The sequence below is a fragment of the Pseudomonas songnenensis genome (genome assembly GCF_003696315.1).
GTDB classification, from domain to species: Bacteria; Pseudomonadota; Gammaproteobacteria; order Pseudomonadales; family Pseudomonadaceae; genus Stutzerimonas; species Stutzerimonas songnenensis.
Genome location: NZ_RFFN01000004.1, coordinates 261,385 through 287,101 on the forward strand (window position 1 = coordinate 261,385; position 25,717 = coordinate 287,101).

The 25,717-nt window shown below is 59.7% G+C and carries 21 protein-coding genes and 1 tRNA gene; 15 read left to right on the plus strand and 7 right to left on the minus strand.

The annotated features are described in order from the left end of the window. Nucleotides 1-24: 24 nt before the first annotated feature. Nucleotides 25-109, plus strand: a tRNA-Leu gene (locus tag EA798_RS13445). A gap of 158 nt (nucleotides 110-267) precedes the next feature. On the opposite strand, the gene EA798_RS13450 is transcribed toward EA798_RS13445, so the two are convergent. Next, nucleotides 268-1,695 carry a hypothetical protein gene (locus tag EA798_RS13450; RefSeq protein WP_122099275.1) on the minus strand — a complete coding sequence of 476 codons (1,428 nt, stop codon included), beginning with the start codon at nucleotides 1,693-1,695 and terminating at the stop codon, nucleotides 268-270. 349 nt (nucleotides 1,696-2,044) lie between these two features. On the opposite strand from EA798_RS13450, the gene EA798_RS13455 reads away from it, so the two are divergent. The 13 genes from EA798_RS13455 to EA798_RS13515 all read left to right on the plus strand — a co-directional run bounded on the left by EA798_RS13455 (nucleotide 2,045) and on the right by EA798_RS13515 (nucleotide 19,454). Next, nucleotides 2,045-2,761 carry a FadR/GntR family transcriptional regulator gene (locus EA798_RS13455; protein ID WP_106154942.1) on the plus strand — a complete coding sequence of 239 codons (717 nt, stop codon included), beginning with the start codon at nucleotides 2,045-2,047 and terminating at the stop codon, nucleotides 2,759-2,761. Between the two features lie 7 nt (nucleotides 2,762-2,768). Beyond that, nucleotides 2,769-3,530 carry a sulfite exporter TauE/SafE family protein gene (locus EA798_RS13460; RefSeq protein ID WP_122099276.1) on the plus strand — a complete coding sequence of 254 codons (762 nt, stop codon included), beginning with the start codon at nucleotides 2,769-2,771 and terminating at the stop codon, nucleotides 3,528-3,530. 672 nt (nucleotides 3,531-4,202) lie between these two features. Next, nucleotides 4,203-5,582 carry a copper-containing nitrite reductase gene (gene nirK, locus EA798_RS13465; RefSeq protein ID WP_239060843.1) on the plus strand — a complete coding sequence of 460 codons (1,380 nt, stop codon included), beginning with the start codon at nucleotides 4,203-4,205 and terminating at the stop codon, nucleotides 5,580-5,582. A gap of 178 nt (nucleotides 5,583-5,760) precedes the next feature. Next, complete coding sequence (locus EA798_RS13470; protein WP_058064500.1) at nucleotides 5,761-6,603, plus strand: c-type cytochrome; 843 nt, start codon at nucleotides 5,761-5,763, stop codon at nucleotides 6,601-6,603. Between the two features lie 59 nt (nucleotides 6,604-6,662). Continuing rightward, the gene (locus tag EA798_RS13475) at nucleotides 6,663-8,030 is read left to right on the plus strand and encodes a cbb3-type cytochrome c oxidase subunit I (protein ID WP_122099277.1); all 1,368 of its coding nucleotides are present in this window, start codon (nucleotides 6,663-6,665) and stop codon (nucleotides 8,028-8,030) included. Further along, nucleotides 8,027-8,842: a CbbQ/NirQ/NorQ/GpvN family protein gene (locus EA798_RS13480; protein ID WP_106154938.1), complete on the plus strand. Its 816-nt coding sequence runs from the start codon at nucleotides 8,027-8,029 to the stop codon at nucleotides 8,840-8,842. The genes EA798_RS13475 and EA798_RS13480 overlap by 4 nt, the downstream gene beginning before the upstream one ends. A 3-nt stretch (nucleotides 8,843-8,845) precedes the next feature. After that, entirely contained in the window at nucleotides 8,846-10,864 is a 2,019-nt protein-coding gene (locus tag EA798_RS13485) for a nitric oxide reductase activation protein NorD (protein WP_122099278.1), read from the plus strand. 178 nt (nucleotides 10,865-11,042) lie between these two features. Further along, nucleotides 11,043-12,353, plus strand: coding sequence for a trigger factor (gene tig, locus EA798_RS13490; protein ID WP_122099279.1), 1,311 nt, complete (start codon nucleotides 11,043-11,045; stop codon nucleotides 12,351-12,353). Between the two features lie 89 nt (nucleotides 12,354-12,442). Continuing rightward, entirely contained in the window at nucleotides 12,443-13,081 is a 639-nt protein-coding gene (clpP, locus tag EA798_RS13495) for an ATP-dependent Clp endopeptidase proteolytic subunit ClpP (RefSeq protein ID WP_015277080.1), read from the plus strand. Between the two features lie 97 nt (nucleotides 13,082-13,178). Next, nucleotides 13,179-14,459, plus strand: coding sequence for an ATP-dependent Clp protease ATP-binding subunit ClpX (clpX, locus tag EA798_RS13500; RefSeq protein ID WP_122099280.1), 1,281 nt, complete (start codon nucleotides 13,179-13,181; stop codon nucleotides 14,457-14,459). 132 nt (nucleotides 14,460-14,591) lie between these two features. Beyond that, nucleotides 14,592-16,988 carry an endopeptidase La gene (lon, locus tag EA798_RS13505; protein ID WP_122099281.1) on the plus strand — a complete coding sequence of 799 codons (2,397 nt, stop codon included), beginning with the start codon at nucleotides 14,592-14,594 and terminating at the stop codon, nucleotides 16,986-16,988. Nucleotides 16,989-17,118: 130 nt separating this feature from the next. Beyond that, complete coding sequence (hupB, locus tag EA798_RS13510; protein ID WP_003282502.1) at nucleotides 17,119-17,391, plus strand: nucleoid-associated protein HU-beta; 273 nt, start codon at nucleotides 17,119-17,121, stop codon at nucleotides 17,389-17,391. Between the two features lie 206 nt (nucleotides 17,392-17,597). Continuing rightward, a complete protein-coding gene (locus EA798_RS13515) occupies nucleotides 17,598-19,454 on the plus strand; it encodes a SurA N-terminal domain-containing protein (RefSeq protein WP_106154933.1) in 1,857 nt (618 codons plus the stop codon). A gap of 102 nt (nucleotides 19,455-19,556) precedes the next feature. On the opposite strand, the gene EA798_RS13520 is transcribed toward EA798_RS13515, so the two are convergent. The 6 genes from EA798_RS13520 to pqqA form a co-directional block, all read right to left on the minus strand. After that, nucleotides 19,557-20,402, minus strand: coding sequence for a dihydroorotate dehydrogenase (locus tag EA798_RS13520; RefSeq protein ID WP_122099282.1), 846 nt, complete (start codon nucleotides 20,400-20,402; stop codon nucleotides 19,557-19,559). Then, nucleotides 20,395-21,486 carry a 3-phosphoserine/phosphohydroxythreonine transaminase gene (gene serC / locus EA798_RS13525; protein ID WP_122099283.1) on the minus strand — a complete coding sequence of 364 codons (1,092 nt, stop codon included), beginning with the start codon at nucleotides 21,484-21,486 and terminating at the stop codon, nucleotides 20,395-20,397. The genes EA798_RS13520 and serC overlap by 8 nt, the downstream gene beginning before the upstream one ends. Continuing rightward, nucleotides 21,467-21,970: a urate hydroxylase PuuD gene (locus EA798_RS13530; RefSeq protein ID WP_102819661.1), complete on the minus strand. Its 504-nt coding sequence runs from the start codon at nucleotides 21,968-21,970 to the stop codon at nucleotides 21,467-21,469. The genes serC and EA798_RS13530 overlap by 20 nt, the downstream gene beginning before the upstream one ends. An 85-nt stretch (nucleotides 21,971-22,055) precedes the next feature. After that, nucleotides 22,056-23,201: a pyrroloquinoline quinone biosynthesis protein PqqE gene (pqqE, locus tag EA798_RS13535; RefSeq protein ID WP_122099284.1), complete on the minus strand. Its 1,146-nt coding sequence runs from the start codon at nucleotides 23,199-23,201 to the stop codon at nucleotides 22,056-22,058. Further along, nucleotides 23,170-23,463 (minus strand): pyrroloquinoline quinone biosynthesis peptide chaperone PqqD, encoded by a 294-nt coding sequence (pqqD, locus tag EA798_RS13540; RefSeq protein WP_122099285.1) that lies wholly within the window; start codon nucleotides 23,461-23,463, stop codon nucleotides 23,170-23,172. The genes pqqE and pqqD overlap by 32 nt, the downstream gene beginning before the upstream one ends. Nucleotides 23,464-23,519: 56 nt before the next feature. After that, entirely contained in the window at nucleotides 23,520-23,609 is a 90-nt protein-coding gene (gene pqqA, locus EA798_RS13545; RefSeq protein WP_015277071.1) for a pyrroloquinoline quinone precursor peptide PqqA, read from the minus strand. A gap of 396 nt (nucleotides 23,610-24,005) precedes the next feature. Here pqqA and exaC point away from each other — a divergent pair, with 396 nt between their 5' ends. After that, nucleotides 24,006-25,526, plus strand: coding sequence for an acetaldehyde dehydrogenase ExaC (gene exaC / locus EA798_RS13550; RefSeq protein ID WP_106154927.1), 1,521 nt, complete (start codon nucleotides 24,006-24,008; stop codon nucleotides 25,524-25,526). Nucleotides 25,527-25,717 lie beyond the last annotated feature (191 nt).

Genomic DNA, 25,717 nt, shown 5'->3' on the forward strand with positions numbered 1-25,717 from the left:
GGCGTTTTCGTTTAGGCCCTGCTTGCGGACGTGGTGAAATTGGTAGACACACCAGATTTAGGTTCTGGCGCCGTAAGGTGTGAGAGTTCGAGTCTCTCCGTCCGCACCATCACATGATTTCGAGACTTTGTGAGAAGAATCGAAAATCTTTAAAAGCCCCGTGTATAGGGGCTTTTTTGTGGCTGCTGTTTGATGCTTGAGGCTGCGGATCCTATCCCGCCGAGGCTTACGTGCTCACTACAGAGTCATGCGTAGGGCGGAATCGATTCATTCTCGTCGCCACAGGCGACTCAGTCGATGCCATGCAGAGCGTTGCAGTTCCGGTGGTTCGGGCCAGTGGGTCTTCTTGCTTTCGCATTGCACGATGCCATTGGTGCCGAGCCTCAGGCGCCAGCGCTGGGCCGATGGAAAATGCCCGTCGGGATTGGTGTGCAACAGCAGCAGGTTGTAGTCGTGCTGTTTCTCGATGGGGTGCGCCTGGACTGAACCTTTGCTGCCATTGCTGGCGGAGTCGTCGTTCTCGGCCTGGACAAACAGCTTGTTGTGGCTCGCCTGAATCATCGAGCAAAGCTGTTCGCAATCCAGTGTGAGCCGCTCCCGGATCTCGTCGTGCTCCAGTGCTGCCTTGTCCAGAGTCAGCTGCACGCGATAGCAGATAATCTGCCGCTCCTCGTTGGTGGCCCATTTGTCGGAGTGTTCCCGAACCAATGGTGGCAGATCGGGCAGCTTGCGGTAGTCGAGCCAGACCCGTTGCTGTGCGAGCACCTTACGGGTGTAGGGCATCAGCAGGCGTATCTTCCAGCGCGGCTTGCCTTTACGCAGTCTGCGGGTGATGGCGGTAATCATGTCGTCGCGCAGCAGATCGCGGACGGCATAGACCATCGCGATCACCAGCAGAAGGGTAAGCGAGAGTTTCTCGCTGGCGTCACGCGCGTTGAACAGGAAGTAGGTGAAGAGCGACATGATCAGCATTGTCGACATCGCCTTGACCAGCTTGTGGGTGCCGGCTCCCAACTCTGTGACCTTTGCGCGCAACAGTACCGGATACTCCAGCAACCGGTGATACAGCGCCATGCGGTTCCATATGCGCGTCGGGGTACCGTGGAAGTCGCTCAGGTACTCACGCTCCTTGCGGTATCTGCGTTCCTGGCGCAGGAACTCCGCCACCGATTGCTTGAGTTCTTCATCGGCGGCTACATAGCCTTCAAGCGTCATGCTTTCCAGCAGGAATTGCTCGGCGTGCCACGAGAAATAGACGTCCATCTGACGGAAGTAGCGCTGCTGGTTGCTCTGCTTCGGGCTGGATTTGCGCAGGCGTTGCGCAAAGTTCTGGCTGAGCCGTAAAGCCCGCGCTACTGGCTCTGCCACAGCGTCGGAGGTGAGCATCTGTTGGCGCAAACGCTCCATCGAAGCCTGGTACTGGAAGAACCAGGAGCCATACATGATTTCATAGTGAGGCGAGAGCAGCACGAAGGATTGGTCAGCCTTGCTGATGCGATCTTTCGATGGCATGCCAAGCAACCCGTAACTGTGCGTCAGCGTGGTAAAGAAAAACTGTTCTTCCGACAGCGTCCAGGCCGACAGGTTGCTCTCGTGCGGGGTGAACAGATACAGCTCGATCTTGTGCCGTCCAGGCTGCTTCAGCGTGCGGGTCAGCTGCAGGCGGAAATCGCCTTTGCGCTTGAGTGAGAACACGGAACCCCCAATGGCAGTAGAACGTGGCCAGCTTACCAAGCTTCGCTAGCAGGTACGCCTGGTTGTCGGGCTTCTGCCTGAGCATGGCTCTGTCGGAAGCCATGCGCCTAGCCCTTTCTGTCCACGCTGTGCGGGGCCCGAGTACAACTGCTCGCCGTATGGGTAAGGTTGCGGGTACACCGAAGCTGGCCGCGCTCTGTGCATTCCCGGCACTGCGCATGCCTGTCACGGCTCACGGCAGCCGATCTATCCAAGGCTCACAACGAAATGATCGGTTGTAGTGTCGGGTTGTATCCAGCCTAGAAGTCATCCTATGATCCAAAGGTAGGATGAATTTAAGGTAAACAGTATGTCTTTGCAGCACACCTCACGCTCTTCGCTTGTAGAGCGGGTAATCGAGCAAATGCGGTCGCAAATCCATGCCGGCGACTGGTCGCCGGGTATGCGAATTCCTACCGAAAGCCAGCTCAGTAACTCCCTGGGTGTTGGCAGAAATACGGTCAGAGAGGCAGTGCGAGCTCTGGTTCATACCGGGGTGCTGGAGGTTCGCCAGGGTGCCGGGACGTTCGTGCTTTCCAGTCGGGACCCGTCTGGGTTGCTCCAGCGCCTGGATCACGCCGCGCTGCATGACCAGCTCGAAGTTAGGCGTGCGCTGGAGGTCGAAGCGGCGCGCCTGGCGGCGTCGCGGCGCACGGAGCAGGACCTGCAGGCGATCCATGACGCTCTCGGAGCACGGGGGACTTGGAGCGATGAGGCCTCACTCGAAGCGTTCGTTGACCGAGATGCAGATTTTCATCTGAGCATCGTTCGCGCCAGCCACAACGCCACGCTGATTGAAATGTATCGGTTCTTCTGGGCCGGCCTGCAAAACACCATTGCCAAGACTGAGGGTGAGCAACAGCTCCCGGAACCCACTTATGCAGCACATGCGGCCGTCTATGAGGCCATAGCCCGAGGTTGCCCCGAGCGGGCCGCCATAGCGGCCAGCGAGCTATTGACTCCGGCGCTCGAAGCGCTGGCCAGCACTCTGGAAACCGATTCTCGTAACACGGACGCAAGGGAGTAGAACCTTCATGGATCATTCGATCACGACGTGGGCAATTCTGCTGGTTGCCGCTTTTCTCGGTGGCGGGCTGAACGCGATTGCCGGTGGTGGCAGTTTCTTCACGTTCCCGGCATTGGTTTTTGCCGGCGTGCCTGCTGTGGCAGCCAATGCTTCAGGGACGCTCGCGCTTCTTCCTGGCTATTTCGCAAGCACCTGGGGCTATCGAGAGGACCTGCGGCCGCCCGCAACGCTGTCGATGGGGACGCTCGTTGCCATTAGTCTGGGCGGGGGTGCGGTAGGCGCGGGGCTGCTGTTGACCACGCCCGATGATGTGTTCCGCGCGATCGTGCCCTGGCTATTGCTCGTCGCGACGCTGCTGTTCGCCTTCGGGCCCTGGTTGCTGCGCAGGTTCAAGCGCGATTCGACCGAGAATGAAGCGAATGCAATGGTGCAGGGTTTCACCCTGGCTGTTGTCAGCGTATATGGCGGCTACTTCAATGGCGGTCTTGGCATCGTGCTGCTCGCTGCGTTCAGCTTGCTCGGCCATCGGGACATGAACTCGATGCAGGGGCTCAAGAATCTGATGTCGTCTGTGCTGACCGCGATCGCGGTGTCGGTATATGCATTCGGCGGTGCCATCCTGTGGCGCGAGGCATTGGTGATGATGCTGGCGGCGACTGTCGGCGGCTATGTCATGGCACGTGTCGGTCGACGGCTTCCTTCGAGCCTCGTTCGCGCCGTTGTGATCGTAACAGCGTCAGTGATGACAGTGCTTTTCTTCCGCAGCTGAGCGGATGATGGTCGTTACGTCGGGCGTTCTCGTTCGTCTTTCGCGAGGGCCACCGACGTACCGGTGCTTTACCCGGGAGGCACAAGTGGCCCTGCACTGAACTGAACCTGAGGCATGCAGGGGCACATGATGTTTGAATAAAGACTTTCGAGACAAACCCGTTTCGCCCTCAAACGAGAGGGCGGGGCACTTACAGATGGCAATTGGTTTTTTAATCAGGGCCAGTTGGGAAGTGTGCGTGTAATGTGCCCGTCACACAGTTGAACGCTAATGCAAGATTTAATGTGGTTTCCCCAAGCTCGTTTCGGTGGTTCAAATTAGCCGTCTTCATTAAAACACCTGAACAGTAGTTGCTATCTAGCCGCTTGCTTTCTTTTTCAGCTGGCAGTTCATCAAGCCTTACCGTCTGTCGGTCAGTTTCCTTCTAAGCTCCGTGGCGCCTGGGTAGCGGGGATTAATTCCAGATCGTCCGTCCTTGCATGCTGACCGCGCCCGGCTTGATTCCAGTCAGGTCCGTTGCGAGCAAGTATTAATCCCTGATCAATTATTCTGAGCTTTCAATAAACTTGTTTTGATTTATTGGCGAGCCTGGACAGTTTTTGTTCCGACGGCTGTTTTACTCGTGACTAGACTGGTGATCGAGATTAACTCGGTGTCAAGAAGGGGCCAGGTATGCGTCATTTATCTAGACTTCTGCTGCTCGCGTTGCTTGTTTTGCCAAGTGTTCTTTTGGCACAGACGAAATCAAGTAGCGATGTAAGCTATCGTCCGGATGTCACCGTTACCTTACGTACCGACATTGCCGACGGCAAACTGGTTTATGTCAGTGAGTCAGGATTGACACGGGGTCAGGTAAATCCCGATTTGCGGGTTCCTGAAGGCGCTGTTGTACAGATCAACCTGATCAATGGTGACGGAGCCGTACACGACATCGCGGTTCCTGAGTTCGAAGCAACCTCCAGCGAGATTTCGGGCAAGGGTGCAGCGACCTCGATCGTCTTTCGCGCAACGAGAAATGGAACCTTCGAGTACTACTGCACGCTACCGGGCCATAAGGCGGCCGGGATGGTCGGCAAGCTGGTCGTGGGCGATGGCCCGGAGGCCGTTGTCGAGCAGGGCAAGGATCTTTCCAAGGACCCGACACAGGTAGGCGAGCCGGTCGGCAGTCGCGAGCCGAAGAGCATCACCCTCGATCTGCGGACCACCGAGGAGGAGGGGCGGCTGAGTGATGGCAGCACCTACAAGTTCTGGACCTTCGACGGCACGGTGCCCGGGCCGATGGTGCGCATTCGCGAGGGCGACACCGTCACGTTGAATCTCAGCAACGAGCCTGACAGTGCGCATATTCATTCCATCGATCTGCATGCGGTGACCGGACCCGGCGGCGGCGCCGCGGTCACTCAGGTTGCGCCTGGGCAGACCCGTTCGTTCACCTTCAAGGCGTTACAGCCAGGCCTCTACGTCTATCACTGCGCCACACCGATGGTTGCGCAGCACATCAGCAACGGCATGTATGGGTTGATTCTGGTCGAGCCCGAGGGCGGGCTACCGAAAGTCGACCACGAGTTCTATGTGATGCAGGGCGAGCTGTACACGGCAAACCCGAGAGGAGCCCGCGGGCTGCATGAGTTCTCGCTGGACATGCTACTGCGCGAGACGCCGCAACATCTGATGTTCAATGGTTCGAAGGACGCTCTCACCAGTATCCATAAGATGGAAGTCAACACCGGTGACAGCGTGCGCATCTTCTTTGGTGTCGGCGGCCCGAACCTGATTTCCAGCTTCCATGTGATTGGTGAAATCTTCGACAAGGTCTTCGATCAGGGGTCGCTCACCAGCCCGCCACTGACGGATGTGCAGACGACCCTCGTGCCGGCCGGCGGCGCCACCATGGTCGAGTTCGTCGCGGACTACCCAGGCAAGTACATCCTGGTGGACCACGCCTTGTCGCGCGCAGAGAAAGGCCTGATGGGTGTGTTGACGGTGAAGGGCGATGCGGACGCTTCGATCTTTTCCAGCCCCGAACCGATTGACCCGCATTCCGGGCACTGAGAGCGGTTTCCCATACTGCAGCTGATGCTGCAAAGGAGAAGGCATGCAGGCTCGAAAGTTATATGGCCCATTGAAGATTCTGAGTGTTGTCGTACTCGCGCTGATGTTTGGCGCAATGCTCTACGCGTTCACGATGACGCTCATTCACTGGACAGGCATCAATGTCTGAGGGCACGCCATGAACAACCGCCAAGCGAGGCTCTTCGCGATTGCCGCAACCGGTGTGGCCACGCTCGTGTTCATCGGGCTGACAGTGGACAGTCACCGGCAGTTTCCAAAACTGACCAATGCCGAGAACATCACCGCGGAGGTCAAACACGGGATGGATGTCTGGCATAAGTACAACTGCATCAACTGCCACACGCTGTTCGGTGAGGGGGCCTACTACGCGCCTGATCTGACCAAGATCACCCAGCACCGCGGTGAGCCTTATCTCAAGGCTTATATGCGCGATCCATCGAAGTTCTATGACGAGAAGATCCATCGTCGCCTGATGCCCAAGCAGGATCTGGCCGAAGATGAAATCAGCGATCTGATCGCTTTTCTCGACTGGGTGAGCAAAGTCGATAACCAGGGCTGGCCACCTCGACCGATCCTGGTCACCGGTAGCTTCGTTCCGGGTGCCGACACTGGTGGTGGGCAGCGTGACGACCTGCCGGCGGGCGCGCGCCCGGTGGATGCTGACGATGACGAGCGTGCGTTGGGCGAGCAGGTGTTTCGCTCTGCCGTGCCTGCGTGCAACGCCTGCCACTCCATCGCGCCCGGGGCCAACATGGCAGGACCGACGCTGGCAGGGCTTGCCACCCGTGCGGCGGAGATCGTGGCATCTCCCGACTACCAGGGCCAGGCCAGCGATGCTCGCGGCTATATTCGCGAGTCCATCGTGGACCCTAGTGCGCACATCATTCCCGGCGCTATGTACTCAGCCGACGGCACGTCATTCATGCCAACGGGTTATGACAAGAGCCTGACGGACGAGCAGATCGATCAGCTGACGGCCTATCTCGAAACACTCAAGTGACACGCGTACGGCCAAGCCTAATTCGGCCCGACCCACGTTCGCTTTAAGGGGAAACTACGATGCGCTATCAGTCCCAATCGGTCGCCTACTGGTACTTCGCCGTCGCGATGGTGCTGTTCGGCCTGCAGCTGGTGTTCGGCCTGCTGTCGGCGACCAAATACATCGGGCCGGACCCGCTGCTGTACATCCTGCCGTTCGACGTGACCAAGGTGATCCACACCAACCTGCTGATCGTATGGGTGCTGACCGGCTTCATGGGCGCGACCTACTGGATGATTCCCGAGGAGTCCCGCGCTGAGCTGCACAGTACCAAGCTCGCCTATGTGCAGTTGGTGCTTTGGACGCTGATGGGTGTTACGGCCATCATCGGCTACCTGTTCCGCTATGGCACCGGCAACAAGCTGCTCGAACAGCCGCTGCCGCACAAGATCGTCATCGTCATCTGCATGCTGATTTTCCTCTACAACATCGGCATGACGATCCGAAAATCGGGGCGCTTCACCACGACCGAGGCGGTGCTGATGATCGGCTTCGTCAGTGCTGCGCTTCTGTATCTGCCGGCATTGCTGCACTACGAGAACTACACGGTTTCGATCTTCTACCGCTGGTGGACGATTCACCTCTGGGTGGAAGGCGTATGGATGATGATCATGGGCGGCTTCCTGGCCTACCTGCTGATCCGCTTGTCCGGTGCGGATCGGGAAGTCATGGAGAAGTGGCTGTATGTGATTGTCGGCCTGGTGTTTATTGCCGGCATCCTCGGCACCGCACACCACTATTACTGGGTCGGCGTACCGACCTACTGGCTGCCGATCGGTGGATTCTTCAGCGCGCTGGAGCCGCTCGCACTCGTCGGCATGGCCGCCTATGCCTACGGCGCCATGCGTCGCTCGGGGCTGGCGCACCCGAATACACTGGCGCTGCACTGGACGATCGGCAGCGCGCTGTTCTCCCTGTTCGGCGCCGGCCTGCTGGGCCTTGCGCACACCTGGCCGAGCGTCAACAAATGGACCCACGGCACCTTGATCACCGCCATGCACGGCCATGCGGCGTTCTATGGGGCCTACGCGATGATTGTCATGGCGATGATCACTTATGCCTTGCCATCGCTGACTGCCGGGCGTCGGGAACAGGGCACTGCGCTAGGCTACTGGGCGTTCTGGCTGCAGATCACCGGCATGTTCGGCATGACGCTGTCGTTCGCCACGGCAGGTATCGCACAGGTCTATCTGGAGCGGATCATGGGCATGGGCTATCTGGATGCACAGCTCAAGATCCAGATCCATTTCGTGATGCTCATCGCCACCGCCTCGCTGTTCACCGTGGGCGTTGCACTGTTTATCTACGACTTCTTCCGCTACACGCCACGCTTCGTCCTGAACGATACGGAGCCTGTGCTGACAGAGACGGAGGTGCGCCCGACGTGACGGTGCCCGAATACCCGCCATCGGCGCAGGCAAGCGAGGAGGCGCCGTTCTACGTTGCGAGCGGTAATGAGGTCGCGATGTTCGAGCGCTGCCATGCGCGCGGCCTGGCGGTCATGCTCAAAGGGCCGACCGGCTGCGGTAAGACCCGCTTCGTCGAGCATATGGCCTGGAAGCTGGGGCGACCGCTGATCACGGTGGCCTGCCACGATGATCTGTCTGCCAGCGATCTGATCGGGCGCTTCCTCATTCGCCATGACGGCACCGTCTGGCAGGACGGTCCTCTGACCCGGGCTGTACGTGAGGGAGCCATCTGCTATCTGGATGAAGTTGTCGAAGCGCGGCAGGACACGGTGGTCGTTCTGCACGCTTTGACCGATCACCGGCGCCTGTTACCGATCGACAAGACCGGTGAGTTGCTGATGGCATCACCAGGCTTTCAGTTGGTGATCTCCTACAACCCGGGCTACCAGCGCATGCTCAAGGACCTCAAGCCAAGCACGCGTCAGCGTTTCGTGGCCATGGATCTGGATTTCCCGGGCGAAGAGGAGGAGGCGAGGATCGTCCAGCGCGAAAGTGGTGTCGATGCACCGACCGCGCGCGCCCTGGTCACGCTGGCGCGCAGGCTGCGAGCGCTGCGTGACCGCGGCTTGGCCGAGGTGCCCAGCACCCGCCTGCTGATCGCCGCAGGCGCACTTTGCGCCGATGGCATAGCAGTTCGGGAAGCTTGCCTGGCGGCAATCGTCTCGCCCCTTTCGGACGACGAAGCGCTGGTCGGGGCGATGCGCGATCTGGTCGACGGAACCTTCATCTAGACCATGGCCGAAGCCGAAGAAGTTCTTACCGACGCTGCGCGGCATGCGACGGTCTTCGCCCAACGCCTTTGGCGCCGCTACAGCCCAGCGCCGGACGCACCGGCAAGTCTGCCCCTTAGCGACGTGGCTGAGCGCCTGGAGTTGCTACTGGCGGCAGTGTTCGGCAACAGCTATCGGCTGCGTATCGCCCAGCCGCCGGCACGACCGACCTTGCTGGCCGACTGGTTCGGCCGAAGTCCCAGGCCGCAGCGACTCGCGGCAGTGCCGGCAACCGATGGCGCGAGTATCTGGCTGCCGCGCACGCTGGATGTCCCTGATCGCGCACTTGCGTCCACTCTCTACAAAGTGATGGCCTTGCAGCAGGCCATGCGTATTCGCCGGGGCTGTGCACTGCCCCAGTGGCGCAGTCTGCCGCCACTGGCTGGGGCGCTGTACCACTTGCTGGAAGCCCATGCGGCCGAGCGCGAGTTGCTGGAGGAAATGCCAGGGCTTGCCGACTCGGCGCAGGTATTGCGGGCCTGCGCACTCGCGCGTCGTCCACCGCTGAGTGCATTCGGTTCGGCACGGCGGCCTTTGGAGGCTCGCGTGCGTGCGCTGTTGGTGGGCGAAGCGGATGGTTTTCCGCAATCGCCTACGCCAGAAACCTCGTGCAAGTGGGCGACTCGATTGGTGGCCGAATGGGCGTTGGAACCTGCTTCTGGAGGACGCGTCGGCCAGGAGCCGCTGTTCGCGGACTGGTGGACCGGAACGTTGCTGGCTCCTGCGATGCGCCAGCAGCATACGGTCGCTGCCCAGGCTTCACTCGACCCCACTCAGCCGGCGCCGCAGAGCGTGCGGCTCGAACGGCGACCCGATATTCGTCAGGCCCGCCCCGATGAGGACGAATCGGAGGAAAGCGGGCCACTGATGATCCAGCTGGACGAGCCCCATCCCCATGCGGAAGACCCGATGGGCTTGCAGCGGCCCATCGATCGGGACGATGCGGATGCCGAGCTGTTCGGTGAAATGCTCGCCGATCTTCCTCAGGCGCGCCTGGTGGCTTCGCCGGGGCGACCCAAGGAGGTGCTGCTGGCTGATGATCCTCCGGATGCTTCGGCTACCGTGCTTGCGCCCGGCATTTCGGCTGCGCAGCGAGGGATTGCCTATCCGGAATGGGACTACCGCACGCAGCATTACCGCGAGCAGAACGCCCTCGTTCAGGTACGCGCGGCTTCGCCGGGTAATCCAGCCTGGGTAGCGGAAACGCTCGAGTCCCATCGAGGATTGCTCGAGGGGATTCGTCGCCGTTTCGAATTGCTGCGCACCCATCGGGCCTGGTTGCGCGGTCAGGTCGATGGAGACGAGCTGGATCTGGATGCCTATGTCGATGCACTGGCGAATCTGCGGGCGGGTAGCGGGCTGACCGACCGTCTGTACCGCAGGCAACGTTGTGCGGAGCGGAACCTGGCCATCCTGCTGCTCATCGATGTCAGCGGGTCGACGGACAGCTGGATTTCCCAGGGACGACGCGTGATAGATGTCGAGCGCGAAGCCCTGTTGCTGGTGAGCATCGCGCTGCAGAGCCTGGCTGCGCCCTACGCGATCCAGGCATTTTCAGGGCAGGGCAGGGAAGCGGTGGCGGTCCGCGATATCAAGACCTTCGAGGAGGCTTATGGCCAGGAGGTGGCGCTACGCATCGCCTCCCTGGAGCCGGAGCATTACACCCGCTGCGGTGCGGCTATCCGTCATGCGAGTGCCAACCTCATGCGCCAACCGGCGACCCGTCGGCTGCTGCTGGTGTTGTCCGATGGCAAGCCCAGCGACAACGATGACTATGAAGGCCGATACGGCGTCGAGGACACTCGCCAGGCGGTTCTGGAAGCTGCGCTGCAAGGCATATCGCCGTTCTGTCTGACCATCGACCGGCAGGCTAGCGCCTACCTGCCGCGGATATTCGGCGCGACCCGCTATGCGCTGTTGCCGCGTCCGGATCTACTGCCTACGGTGCTGCTCGATTGGATGAAGCGGTTGGTGCAGGGTTAGTTATCGGCTGCACGTCCGTGGTTTTCGACCAGGCTGTCGCAAGCAATGATTCTCCGCGCGCGGTTCGGCTTTTGCTCGGCGTGACAGGCAGGGTGACTTATGTCAACCGAGCCACTAGAATGCTTGCCCATTCTGGGGCCGGAACGCCCGGCTTATGTCTGTGCAACGAGGAAAATCCATGCAAGTTTCTGTTGAAAGCACCTCCGCTCTTGAGCGCCGCATGACCATCGGCGTGCCGGTCGAGCGCATCGAGACCGAAGTCAACAAGCGTCTGCAACAGACCGCCAGCCGTGCCAAGATCCCTGGTTTCCGTCCCGGCAAAGTGCCGATGAGCGTTATCCGCCAGCGCTATGAAGAAGCTGCTCGCCAGGAAGCGCTGGGCGACCTGATCCAGTCGACTTTCTACGAAGCCGTTGTCGCCGAGAAGCTGAATCCGGCCGGTGCGCCGTCCGTCGAGCCGAAAGTGTTCGAAAAGGGCAAGGACCTCGAGTATGTCGCGACTTTCGAAGTGTTCCCTGAGTTTGAAGTAGCTGGTTTCGAGGCTATCGAGATCGAGCGCCTGCAGGCTGAAGTGGCCGAAAGCGATGTCGATAACATGCTGGAAATCCTGCGCAAGCAGAACACCCGTTTCGAGAACGTCGAGCGTGCCGCTGAGAATGGCGATCAGCTGACCATCGACTTCGTTGGCAAGATTGACGGCGAAGCCTTCGCCGGCGGCTCCGCCAAGGGTACTCAGCTGGTGCTGGGCTCGGGTCGCATGATCCCTGGCTTTGAAGACGCGCTGGTTGGCGCCAAGGCTGGTGAAGAGCGTGTGATCAATCCGATTTTCCCGGAGGATTACCAGAATCTCGATCTGGCCGGCAAAACCGCCGAGTTCACCGTCACCGTGAACGCCGTGGCCGCTCCGCAGCTGCCTGAGCTCAATGACGAGTTCTTCGCCCAGTTCGGCGTGCAGGAAGGCGGCGTTGAAGGCTTCCGCGCTGAAGTGAAGAAAAACATGGAGCGCGAACTGCGCCAGGCCATCAAGACCAAGGTGAAGAACCAGGTTATGGAAGGGCTGGTAGCTGGCAATCCGATCGAGGTGCCCAAGGCACTGATCGACAATGAAGTGAACCGTCTGCGCGTCCAGGCTGTTCAGCAGTTCGGCGGCAATATCAAGCCTGATCAGTTGCCCGCTGAACTCTTCCAGGAGCAGGCCAAGCGCCGCGTCGTACTTGGCCTGATCGTTGCTGAAGTGGTCAAGCAGAAAGAACTGAAGCCTGATGAGGCTCGTGTTCGCGAGCTGATCGAGGAAATGGCGTCGGCTTATCAGGAGCCCGAGCAGGTGGTTGCCTGGTACTACAAGAACGCCGAACAGTTGAACGAAGTCCGTTCGGTTGTGCTCGAAGAACAAGTTGTAGATACTGTTCTGCAGCAGGCCAAGGTGACTGACAAGTCGGTCTCCTACGAAGAAGCTGTCAAGCCTGCGGAAGCCCCGCAAGCTGCCTGAGTTCTTCACACATTCGAGTGCACAAACATAAGCCAGCCTCGTGCTGGCTTATGTCTTTTACGGCATGACATAGGGAGTATCGTTGGAACATGTCCCGCAATCCTTTTATGCAAGTTCCGGACATTCAGGCTGCCGGCGGCCTGGTCCCGATGGTGATCGAGCAATCCGCACGCGGTGAGCGCGCCTATGACATCTATTCGCGCCTCCTGAAAGAGCGGGTGATCTTCATGGTCGGCCAGGTCGAAGACTACATGGCCAACCTGATCGTCGCGCAGATGCTGTTCCTCGAGGCTGAAAACCCCGAGAAGGACATTCACCTCTACATTAATTCACCGGGTGGCTCGGTGACTGCCGGGATGTCGATCTATGACACCATGCAGTTCATCAAGCCGGACGTGTCGACCATCTGTATCGGCCAGGCGTGCTCCATGGGTGCCCTGCTGCTGACAGGCGGTACTGCTGGTAAGCGTTACTGCCTGCCGCATTCGCGCATGATGATCCACCAGCCATTGGGTGGCTTCCAGGGCCAGGCTTCGGATATCGAGATTCACGCACGTGAAATCCTGACCATCCGTGAGCGCCTGAACAAGGTTCTGGCTCACCATACCGGCCAGCCTATGGATGTGATTGCCCGCGACACCGACCGCGACAACTTCATGAGCGGTGAGGACGCCGTCAAGTACGGCTTGATCGACCAGGTTCTGACCCAGCGTCAGCTCGCCGTCTGATCCCTGCAGCCTGCGATATGTGGCTGTGCCGTGGGCTTGAAAAAGCCCACGATTGCCTTCATCTTGTGTTTCAAGCCTTCCCGATTGGATCGATCGAATGACTGACACCCGCAACGGCGAGGACTCCGGCAAACTGCTCTATTGCTCTTTTTGCGGCAAAAGCCAGCATGAAGTACGCAAGTTGATCGCCGGGCCCTCCGTTTTCATCTGCGACGAGTGCGTCGACCTGTGCAATGACATCATCCGTGAGGAGGTGCAGGAAGCACAGGCCGAGAGCAACGCGCACAAACTGCCTGCGCCCAAGGAGATCAGCGGCATTCTCGACCAGTACGTCATTGGTCAGGAACGTGCGAAGAAAATCCTGGCAGTGGCCGTTTACAACCACTACAAACGCCTGAACCAGCGCGACAAGAAAGAAGAAGTCGAGCTGGGCAAGAGCAACATTCTGCTGATCGGCCCGACCGGCTCCGGCAAGACGCTGCTGGCTGAAACCCTGGCGCGTCTGCTCAACGTTCCATTCACCATCGCCGATGCGACCACGCTCACCGAAGCGGGCTACGTTGGCGAGGACGTCGAGAACATCATCCAAAAGCTGCTGCAGAAGTGTGATTACGATGTAGAAAAGGCGCAGATGGGCATCGTCTACATCGACGAAATCGATAAGATTTCCCGCAAGTCCGATAACCCGTCGATCACTCGTGACGTTTCCGGAGAAGGTGTGCAGCAGGCGCTGCTCAAACTGATCGAGGGCACCGTCGCCTCTGTCCCGCCGCAGGGCGGCCGCAAGCATCCGCAGCAGGAATTTCTGCAGGTAGATACACGCAACATCCTGTTTATCTGTGGTGGTGCGTTTGCCGGGTTGGAGAAAGTCATCCGGGGGCGCTCGACTCAGGGTGGCATCGGCTTCAATGCCGAGGTCCGGAGCAAAGACCCGGGTAAGAAGATCGGTGAAGCGTTGCGCGCCGTGGAGCCAGACGATCTCGTCAAGTTTGGTTTGATTCCGGAGTTCGTCGGTCGTCTTCCAGTAATCGCCACGCTCGACGAGCTCGATGAAGCGGCGCTGATTCAGATTCTCACCGAGCCGAAGAATGCGCTGACCAAGCAGTACGCCAAGCTGTTCGAGTTGGAAGGTGTGGATCTCGAGTTCCGCCCGGATGCGTTGAAGGCGATTGCCAGCCGAGCGCTGGAACGCAAGACCGGTGCGCGCGGTTTGCGCTCGATTCTCGAGGGTGTGCTGCTCGATACCATGTATGAGATTCCTTCGCAGAAGGATGTCAGCAAGGTGGTCATCGATGAGAGCGTGATCGAGGGTACCTCCCAGCCTTTGCTGATATATGAGAACACCGAACCGCCAGCCAAGGCTGCGCCTGAGGCGTGATCGAACAAAGGGGCCTACGGGCCCCTTTGCATTTTGCTTCGCCGCCTTGTTTTTTATGGAGCGCGCCCTCATCTTTGCTGCAAGGGTATAGCCCATCCGTTTACCGCCGAATGGCCGTCGTAGAGCTGAATTATGAAGACAACCATCGAATTGCCCCTTTTGCCGCTGCGCGATGTGGTGGTTTACCCGCACATGGTGATCCCGCTTTTCGTTGGCCGTGAAAAATCCATCGAAGCGCTCGAGTCAGCCATGGCCGGCGACAAGCAGATTCTCCTGCTGGCGCAGAAAAACCCCGCTGATGACGATCCAGGCGAAGACGCGTTGTATCGTGTCGGCACTGTGGCAACCGTGCTGCAGCTTCTCAAGTTGCCCGACGGTACGGTCAAGGTACTGGTCGAGGGCGAGCAGCGCGGCGTGATCGAACGCTTCGTCGAAGTTGACGACCACTGCAGGGCCGAGGTTTCGCTGATCGAAGAAGCGGAAGTCGACGCGCGTGAATCCGAAGTCTTCACCCGTAGTCTGCTGAGCCAGTTCGAGCAGTACGTGCAACTCGGCAAGAAGGTCCCCGCCGAGGTCCTGTCCTCGCTGAGCAGCATCGATGAGCCTGCACGTCTGGTCGACACCATGGCTGCGCACATGGCGCTGAAGATCGAGCAGAAACAGCAGATTCTCGAAATCACCGATTTGGCAGCGCGCGTCGAGCACGTCCTGGCGCTGCTGGACGCAGAGATCGACCTGCTGCAGGTGGAGAAGCGCATTCGCGGCCGCGTGAAGAAGCAGATGGAGCGCAGCCAGCGCGAGTACTACCTGAATGAGCAGATGAAGGCCATTCAGAAAGAGCTCGGCGATATTGATGAAGGTCACAATGAGGTCGATGAGCTGAAAAAGCGCATCGAGAACGCCGGGCTCAGCAAGGATGCCTATGCCAAAGCACAGGCGGAGCTGAACAAGCTGAAGCAGATGTCTCCGATGTCGGCTGAGGCCACGGTTGTCCGCACCTATATCGACTGGCTGGTGAACGTACCGTGGAAGGCTGCCAGCAAGGTACGCCTGGATCTGGCCAAGGCCGAAGAGGTGCTCGACGCCGATCACTACGGCCTGGAAGAGGTCAAGGACCGTATTCTCGAGTATCTCGCCGTTCAGAAGCGTGTGAAGAAGCTCAAGGGGCCGGTGCTCTGCCTGGTCGGGCCGCCCGGTGTCGGCAAGACTTCTCTGGCCGAGTCCATTGCACGCTCGACCAACCGCAAGTTCGTCCGTATGGCGCTCGGTGGTGTGCGCGACGAGGCGGAGATTCGTGGTCACCGTCGCACCTACATCGGCTCCATGCCTGGTCGTTTGATTCAGAAAATGACCAAGGTAGGGGTTCGCAATCCGCTCTTCCTGCTCGACGAGATCGACAAGATGGGCAGCGACATGCGGGGCGATCCGGCTTCGGCGCTGCTCGAGGTGCTCGACCCGGAGCAGAACCACAACTTCAACGATCACTACCTTGAAGTCGACTATGACCTCTCGGATGTGATGTTCCTCTGCACTGCCAACTCGATGAACATCCCCGCGCCGTTGCTCGATCGCATGGAAGTCATTCGGTTGCCGGGTTACACCGAAGACGAGAAGATCAATATCGCCACCCGTTACCTGGCGCCAAAGCAGATCGAGGCCAATGGCCTGAAGAAAACCGAGCTGGAGTTCCAGGAAGCGGCGATTCGCGACATCATCCGCTACTACACTCGCGAAGCGGGCGTGCGCAGCCTGGAGCGTCAGCTGGCCAAGGTATGCCGAAAGGTCGTCAAGGAACACGCGGCAGAGAAGCGTTTCCACGTCGTCGTGGACGCTGATTCGCTGGAGCACTTCCTTGGTGTACGCAAGTTCCGCTACGGGCTTGCTGAGCAACAGGATCAGGTCGGTCAGGTGACTGGCCTGGCCTGGACCCAGGTTGGTGGGGAATTGCTCACCATCGAGGCTGCTGTCGTGCCCGGCAAGGGGCGATTGACCAAGACCGGCTCACTTGGTGAGGTTATGGGTGAATCCATTACAGCGGCGCTCACTGTGGTTCGCAGTCGAGCTACCAGCCTTGGCATAGCCGCAGACTTCCACGAGAAGCAGGACATACATATTCACGTGCCTGAAGGTGCGACGCCTAAAGACGGCCCGAGCGCCGGCATCGGCATGTGTACTGCTTTGGTTTCCGCCCTGACTCAAATTCCGGTGCGCGCCGATGTCGCAATGACGGGTGAAATCACGCTGCGCGGCCAAGTGCTTGCAATTGGTGGACTGAAGGAAAAGCTCCTTGCTGCTCATCGTGGCGGAATCAAGACTGTGATCATTCCGGAAGAAAATCAGCGTGATCTGAAAGAGATTCCTGAAAATATTAAGCAGGACCTGCAGATTAAACCGGTGAAGTGGATTGACGAGGTCCTGCAAATTGCGCTGCAATACGCGCCGGAGCCCTTGCCCGATGCGGCTCCCGAGATTGTTGCAAAGGACGACAAGCGCGAGCCTGATTCCAAGGAGCGAATCAGCACGCATTAGTCTGGACGGCCACGTTGACACACTTCAGGTGCCCTTGTTTAATCGGCCTCTTGTGTCATAGCCATCTAGCACCGCTTTGCTTACACCCGAAAATTAAAGATACGACTCAACAGAAATAAGGGGACTTAGAGTGAACAAGTCGGAACTGATCGATGCTATCGCTGCATCTGCTGATATCCCAAAAGCTGTTGCTGGCCGCGCGCTGGATGCAGTGATCGAATCCGTCACCGGTGCCCTGAAGGCTGGTGACTCCGTTGTACTGGTTGGTTTCGGTACTTTCGCTGTCAAGGAGCGCGCTGCGCGCACCGGTCGCAACCCGCAGACTGGCAAGCCGATCAACATCGCTGCCGCCAAGATCCCGGGCTTCAAAGCTGGCAAGGCTCTGAAAGACGCTGTTAACTAAGCGTGTTTCACTGCAGCCAGTCAGCAGTTAGCTGCGCTGGCTCGGAGCGGTTGTAGAGCAGGCCTGGCCTGCTGCATTCAGGCTTGGGGGAATAAGCCCAACCGCTCCAAAAGCTCCGAGAAGGCGCATCCCTGGATGCGCCTTTCTTTTATCCGGTTCCAACCCGCGTTGCGCAGCCCACCGCGCCGCAGACTCCTGGGGGTCGCATGCTTCAGAACATCAGGGACAATTCACAAGGCTGGATAGCCAAAACCATTATCGGCATCATCGTGGTGCTGCTGGCCTTGACCGGCTTCGAGGCCATCTTCAACGCTTCCAGCAACAGCCAGAATGCCGCTGAGGTCAACGGTGAGGAGATCTCCCGCTACGATCTGGATCAGGCGATGAACATGCAACGCCGCCAGCTGGCGCAACAGTTGGGGCAGGATTTCGATGCCTCGTTGATCGATGATCGTTTGCTGCGCGACGCTGCGCTCGGTTCGCTGATCGATCGCATGCTGCTTTTGCAGGGTGCCAAGAGTGCGAACTTCGCTTTCTCCCGCGAAGCGCTTGATCAATTGATCCTGCAAACTCCCGAGTTCCAGGTGGAAGGCGCGTTCAGTTCTGCGCGTTTCGATCAAGTCATTCAACAGATGGGCTACTCCCGCCTGCAGTTCCGCCAGCTGCTTGAGCAGGAGATGCTGATTGGCCAGCTGCGTGCAGGGATTTCCGGAACCGGCTTCGTCACCGATCAGCAGGTCGAAAATTTTGCACGTCTGGAAATGCAGACCCGTGATTTCGCAATGCTTACCGTGCCTGCCCAGCACGAGACGATTGATGTAAGCGATGAGCAGATCCAGAAATACTACGATGACAACGCTGACCGTTTTCGCACTCCTGAGCAGGTGATCGTCGAGTATGTCGAACTGAAGAAGGAGTCATTCTTCGATCAGGTCGAAGCATCCGACGAGGAATTGCAGGAGCTGTATCAGAAGCAGATTGCCAACTTGGGCGAGCAGCGCCGCGCCGCGCATATTCTCATCGAAACCGGCGGTGAGCTTAGCGATGCTGAGGCCAAGGCCAAGATCGACGAAATAGCTGAACGCGTGAAGGGCGGTGAAGACTTTGCCGTGGTCGCCAAGGAAGCCTCGCAGGATCCAGGCTCTGCCAACGAGGGCGGCGACCTGGGTTTCGCTGGCCCCGGCGTTTATGACCCTGCGTTCGAAGATGCACTTTATGCGTTGAACGAAGGCGAGGTGTCTGCGCCCGTGCAGTCCGAATTTGGCTGGCACATCATCAAGCTGCTGGGCGTTCAGTCACCTGAGGTGCCGTCTTTCGAAAGCATGAAGCCTGAGCTGGTTCGCGAGCTCAAGGCGCAGCAGGTCGAGCAGCGTTTTGTGGAAACCAGTAAGCAACTGGAAGACGCTGCATTCGAGGCGTCTGACCTGACCCAGCCGGCGCAGGATCTCGGCCTGATGGTACAGACCACTGAAGCGTTCGGACGTGACGGTGGCGAGGGCATCACCGCCAATCGTCAGGTTATCCAGGCCGCTTTCAGCGAAGAAGTGCTGGTCGACGGTGCGAATAGCAGCGTCATCGAGCTCGATCCTGATACCTCCATCGCACTACGCGTCAAGGAGCACCTGAAGCCGGCCCCAATCGCGCTGGCGGATGTGCGTGACGATATCGTTCAACAGCTTCAGCGCAGCCTCGCAGCCGAAACGGCTCGCACCCAAGGCGAGCAGCTGCTGGCGGATCTGCGTCAGGGGCAGCAGCCGGATGGTCAATGGCAGTCCGTGGAAGCCGCGACGCGGAATCAGGAAGGTGTTGCGCCGGCGCTGCTGCAGGCGGTGTTCCGCATGCCACGCCCTGAGCAACAGGACAAGCCGAACTATTCCGGTGTTGCCTTGAGCAATGGAGACTACGTCGTGGTGCGCTTGAACGGCGTCAATGAGCCCGAGACTGCGCTTTCGGATGAGGAAAAGCTGAATTTCCGACGCTTCCTGGCGTCACGCGTTGGCCAGCAGGACTTTGCAGCGTTTCGCCAGAAGCTGCAGGCCGAGGCGAAAATCGAAAGATTTTGATCGCGCCTTGATGAGCGATGATCGGCCGGTTGTCTTGGTCGATCATTTTGACAACGCCCCGGCTGGTCCGGGGCGTTGTCGTTTTTGCTGCAGAGTTGAGGCTCAGCGGAGCAGGTGACGGGCCAGCCACGGCCCCTGATGCAGCAGCGCCGTGTGAACCTGCACCAACTCGGCACCGGCATCCATACGCGCTTGCAAATGGCTCGCCGTCTGGATGCCACCCACAGAGATCAATGCCATGCCCGGGCCGCAGAAGCGCCGCAAGCCCTCGATCTGTTCACAAGCTAGTGCCTGTTGTTGCGAGTCCTGCCAGGCGCGGTAGCGCTCGCGCGTCGCTGGTGGTCCTGGGTCGTGTGCGGCTAACAGTCCATCGAATTCGAGATCGAGCAACATGCTGGCGAGCAAAAAAGGAACCTGCTTTGGCAGGCAGCGTAGCTTCGCTATCAGCGGTACTTGGCGCTTGCCTTCCAGATTCAGCTGTTGATGTTCCTCACGCAGGGCGGTGAGGAGGGTGCGCAGCCGCACAGCATGAGAGAGCAGCGGTGCACTGGTCGGGCCGATCAGGTTCAATACCAGATAGTCGGCATGGGGCCAGGCTTTGCGCAGCAGCGCGCAAGTGTCCGCTGCTGATCGTCGCGCATCCAGGGTCAGGTTTATTCCAAGACGCGCCTCGCCGCGAGACATCGGCTCCAGTTGCGCCAATCCATCCGCGGTCAGGCTACCGATCTCGTTGAAGCCGAATCCCAGCGCAGCCACCCGCCGCGCAAGACGTCCGTTGCGATCGTAGCCGGCGGCGATACCTAGCGGGGACGGAAAGCTCAGGCCCATCACCGTAAGGGGCCGGCTCGGCACGGTCCGCGGCAGACGACAGGCGACATCGGCCAGAGTTAGTGACAGCTGCTGTGCCAATGAGCGGCGTAACGCGTGCAGGGTGCGTCTGCTATCCATGCTTACGCTCGAAATCAGTCATGAATTCCACCAGGCGCGCCACTCCGTTCAGAGGCATGGGATTGTAAAGGCTAGCTCGTATACCGCCGATCGCAGCGTGGCCACGCAGGTTGGCCAGGCCGTTACGCTCGGCCAGGGTCAGAAAGGTGTCAGTCAGGCCGGGCTCGGTGAGTTGGAAACAGACATTGATTGGTGATCGGTCTGCGGGGAATTGCGGACATTGGTAGAAGTCGCTGTGGTCAACGCAGCCGTACAGAAGGCGACTTCTTTGCTGAGCCGCGGCAGCCATCGCCGGAACGCCGCCGTTACGTCGTATCCAGCGCAGCATCAGCCCGGTCACGTAGAGGGCGAAGGTTGGCGGAGTGTTGAAGCGGCTCTGCTGCTCGGCCTGCATTGCATAACTGAACGCGGCTGGCAGGCCGGGTGGAGGCGCTCGCAGAAGATCGTTGCGGATGATCACCAGGCACAGCCCGGCCACGCCGAGATTCTTTTGCGCGCTGGCGTAGATCAGACCAAAGCGCTCGAGCGGAAGCGGCCGGGTAAGAAAGTCGGAGGTCATGTCCGCCACCAGCGGCACCTTCAGTTCGGGAAACTCCTGTAATTGCAGGCCGTTACCGGTTTCGTTGCTGGTGATATGGCAATAGCCGGCCTCGGGATCTGGTTGCCAGCACTCGAAGGCCGGTACTGCCGTGAAGTCACGATCCGCGCCGCTGGCGATGACATTGACTGGCGAATGACGGCGGGCCTCGGCGATTGCCTTGCGTGCCCAGTGGCCGCTTTCCAGGTAGTCCGCGCCTTGGCCGGGGTGCAGCAGGTTGAGTGGAAGCAGGCCGAACTGCGCTGAGGCACCGCCTTGCATGAAGAGCAGGCGATAGGTGTCTGGGATCGCCAGTAGTGCGCGTAGATCGGCTTCGGTCTCGGCCATCAGTTGCTTGAACGCCGAACTGGTGAAGGGCTGCTCGAGTACGGAAGCGCCGGAGTTGCGCCAGTTTGGCAACTCGTCGCGGATCTGGCCGAGGACCTCGGCCGGCAGCATCGCCGGGCCCGAGGCGAAGTTGTAGCGCTCAGAAGAAATGCAGGCCATGACCGCCAGCCGCCATGAGAAACAGCAGGGGAAAGGACAGGATGGTGTTGCTGCGCGAGGACAGGAAGGTGATTCGCGAGCAGCGCACACGCTCTTCCAGAGTCGCCGGAACGAAGCCGAGCAGCTTTTTCTGGTGCGGCCACAGCACCAGCCAGAGGTTGAGCAACATGAAAGTGCCAATCCAGGCGCCCAGGCCGATCACTGCCAGCGGACCTTGCAGCAACAGTGCATCGGCCAGCCAGCCACGCTGCCAGAGCATCGCCATGCCGGTCGCCCAAACCACAATCGATGCATAGCGGAAAATGCCGTGTTCACGCCTCATTCTCACTTCCAGATCGCGATTGAGCGTGGCGGTATCGATACCGTTCTGCAGCGGCACGAAGCGTGGGTTCTGGATGAAGTTGGCATAGTTGTGGCCGACCCAGACCAACGCGAACAGCAGGTGCGCGTAGCGGGCCAGTAGATCGAGAGCGGGTAGTTGCATGGCTCAACCCACCAACCAGTAACGCAGTACCAGGTAACATCCAAGCGTTAGCGCGAGACCTGCGCTGACGGTGCCGCCGAATGAGTCATGGGGCAATTTCAAGTTCCACCCCCTGACTGGCCTGTCGGGCGATCAGCGTGCCTTGCGGGCGCGTGGCATCCTGCGCCAGTTCAACGGCCTGACGAATGAGCTGGTGATGTGGGGATTTACTGCAGGCCGGATCGGTGTTGGCTCCGTTGCCGGTCAGCAGCAGCGCCTGGCAGCGGCAGCCGCCAAAATCCTTCTCTTTCTCGTCACAACTGCGGCAGGGCTCGGGCATCCAGGTGTCGCCGCGGTAGAGGTTGAATACCGGCGAGTCGTGCCAGATCTGCTCCAGTCGCTGGTCTCGCACGTTGGGGAAAGTGAGGTTCTTGAAGTTGCTCGCCTGGGAGCAGGGCAGCACGTTGCCGTTTGGCGCGATGGTGACGTGAATCGCGCCCCAGCCGTTCATGCAGGCTTTGGGACGACCTTCGTAATAGTCGGGGATGACGAAGAAGATGGTCAGGCGATCGCCAACACGCTCGCGTGCCTTGTGCACCTCGTGTTCGGCTTTTTGCAGTTCGGCATGGGTCGGCATCAGCGCATCGCGGTTGAGCAGCGCCCAGTTGTAGTACTGCACGTTCGCCAGTTCGAGGTACTCGACGCCCAGCTCGACGGCGAACTCGATGATGTCCGGCACCTGAGCGATGTTCTGCCGGGTGATCGGCACATTGAGCACCATGGGGAAGTCCATAGACTTGATCAGCCGCGCCATGCGCAGTTTGCGCTCCAGGGCATCGACGCCGGCCAGCTGACGTGCCACGTCGCGGTCGGTGGACTGAAAACCGAGCTGGATGTGGCGCAGCCCCGCATCCTTCAGAGCGCGCAGGCGCGCCTCGGTCAGTCCTATGCCGGACGTGATCAGGTTGGTGTAGTAGCCCATGCGATCAGCCTCGGCGACCAGCGTTTCGAGGTCCTTGCGCAGCGTGGGCTCGCCGCCGGAGAAACCGATTTGCATCGCGCCCATGGCGCGGGCCTGGGCCATCACGTCGATCCATTCGGCGGTGCTCAGCTCGTCGTGACGGTAATCGGCGAAGTTGCGTGGGTTGCTGCAGAACACGCACTGCAGTGGGCATTGGTAGGTCAGTTCCAGCAATAGCCAGACCGGGTTGCCGCTGCCATCAAGCCTTAGCTCGGATCCAGCCCTTGCCATGGGATACCTCCAGGAAATTCAGGACGCCGTTGCGAATCGCGTCGATATCGGATGCGTTGTAGCTAAGCGCGAGCTGATCGATCAGCTCGGCGACACTGGTCTTGCCGTCGCAGCGCAGCAGAACCTGGCCGCCGGTGGCGTTCAGCTTGACGATGCCCTCGGGGTAGAGCAGCACGTGAGCCTGCTGCGAGTCCTCCCAGCGAAATAGGAATGGCGGGCGGATCTCGTAGCAGCGGGCGGGTGAAATACTTGTTGTTGTCATGTCCATTTCCTCGCTCGGCCGGCGTGACGGCATAGGCGATCACGCCGGACAGGGGCTCAGCGCACGTAGACGTACGCGGTGACTTCGAAGCCCAGACGCAGGTCGCAGAAGTCCGGATCGATCCACTGCATGGCGTATCTCCTCATCGGTTGTTGTCAGGAAAAGCGATGTCGCACCCCGAAGCTAAGGCGCTTTGCCAGGGTGGCTAATAAGACTTTGGGGGCGGTTTTGCCGGCTTTTGGTCGCGCTTTTCTTGCGTTACAGAAAAATCTGCGCTGGGGGTCGGCGGCCTTGTTCGGCGTCATTTTTGTTATGGGTAGACCGTTTTAGTCTGCCCGGCTTTTTTGCACTCGATTCATGGTGCAAGCTGGGCCGCAACGGCCGGCGCATCGGCCTCTGCGCCTTGGCATCTACTACCAAATGAGGAGTCCTCCGCTGCCATGGGTGCATACCGGAGCGAAGACTGCGCTGCCTAAGATCGGTCCATGTCCTGTGCACTTTCCGGCACAGGCTCCGACAAAGCAGAAGAAGAGAGGCCCATCATGATCTACGCCCAGCCCGGTACCCCAGGCGCCGTCGTATCCTTCAAGCCGCGCTACGGCAACTACATCGGTGGCGAATTCGTCCCGCCGGTCAAAGGCGAGTACTTCGTCAACACCTCGCCGGTGAATGGTGAGGTCATCGCCGAGTTCCCGCGTTCGGGCGCCGAAGACATCGAAAAAGCGCTGGACGCCGCGCATGCTGCCGCTGACGCCTGGGGCAAGACGTCGGTGCAGGACCGCGCACTGATTCTGCTGAAGATCGCCGACCGTATCGAAGCCAACCTGGAAAAGCTTGCAGTCGCCGAAACCTGGGACAACGGCAAGGCCGTTCGTGAAACCCTGAACGCCGACGTACCGCTGGCCGCTGACCACTTCCGCTACTTCGCGGGCTGCATCCGTGCCCAGGAAGGCAGCGCTGCGGAGATCAACGAGCACACCGCGGCCTATCACTTCCATGAGCCGCTGGGCGTCGTCGGCCAGATCATCCCGTGGAACTTCCCGTTGCTGATGGCCGCCTGGAAACTGGCTCCGGCCCTGGCTGCCGGTAACTGCATCGTGCTCAAACCGGCCGAGCAGACCCCGCTGTCGATCATGGTATTCATCGAAGTCGTCGGTGACCTGCTGCCGCCGGGCGTACTGAACATCGTCCAGGGCTTCGGTCGCGAAGCTGGTCAGGCGCTGGCCACCAGCACCCGCATCGCCAAGATCGCCTTTACTGGCTCGACCCCGGTCGGCTCGCACATCATGCGCTGCGCCGCCGAGAACATCATTCCGAGCACCGTGGAGCTGGGTGGCAAGAGCCCGAACATCTTCTTCGAAGACATCATGAATGCAGAGCCTGCGTTCATCGAGAAAGCCGCTGAAGGTCTGGTACTGGCCTTCTTCAACCAGGGTGAGGTCTGCACCTGCCCGTCGCGTGCGCTGATTCAGGAATCGATCTTCGAGCCCTTCATGGAAGTGGTGATGAAGAAGATCAAGGCGATCAAGCGTGGCAACCCGCTGGATACCGACACCATGGTCGGCGCCCAGGCGTCCGAGCAGCAGTTCGACAAGATCCTTTCCTACATGGAAATCGCCCAGCAGGAAGGTGCGCAGATCCTCACCGGCGGCGCCGCCGAGAAGCTCGACGGTGGCCTGGCTTCCGGCTACTACGTGCAGCCGACCCTGATCAAGGGCCACAACAAGATGCGCGTGTTCCAGGAAGAAATCTTCGGACCCGTAGTCGGTGTTGCGACCTTCAAGGACGAGGCTGAAGCGCTGGCGATTGCCAACGACACCGAGTTTGGCCTGGGTGCCGGCGTCTGGACTCGCGATATCAACCGCGCCTATCGCATGGGCCGTGGCATCAAGGCCGGCCGCGTCTGGACCAACTGCTACCACCTGTACCCGGCGCATGCCGCCTTCGGTGGCTACAAGAAGTCCGGCGTCGGTCGCGAGACCCACAAGATGATGCTCGACCACTATCAGCAGACCAAGAACCTGCTGATCAGCTACGACATCAATCCACTCGGATTCTTCTGATGAGGGCCCCGGCGCGTTAGCTCCAGCGCGCCGGCTTATTTTGCTATGCACGTCATGTGCAGGAACCTGCGCCGCTTCTGCTGTAATCCCCCTCGAACCGAGCGCAAGGTTCCTATCGCAACGCGGCTCCGGCCGCGTTTTTTTATGGGCGAAAGGCAACCAGCCATCGCGCTCATCGAACTACCGGTCAC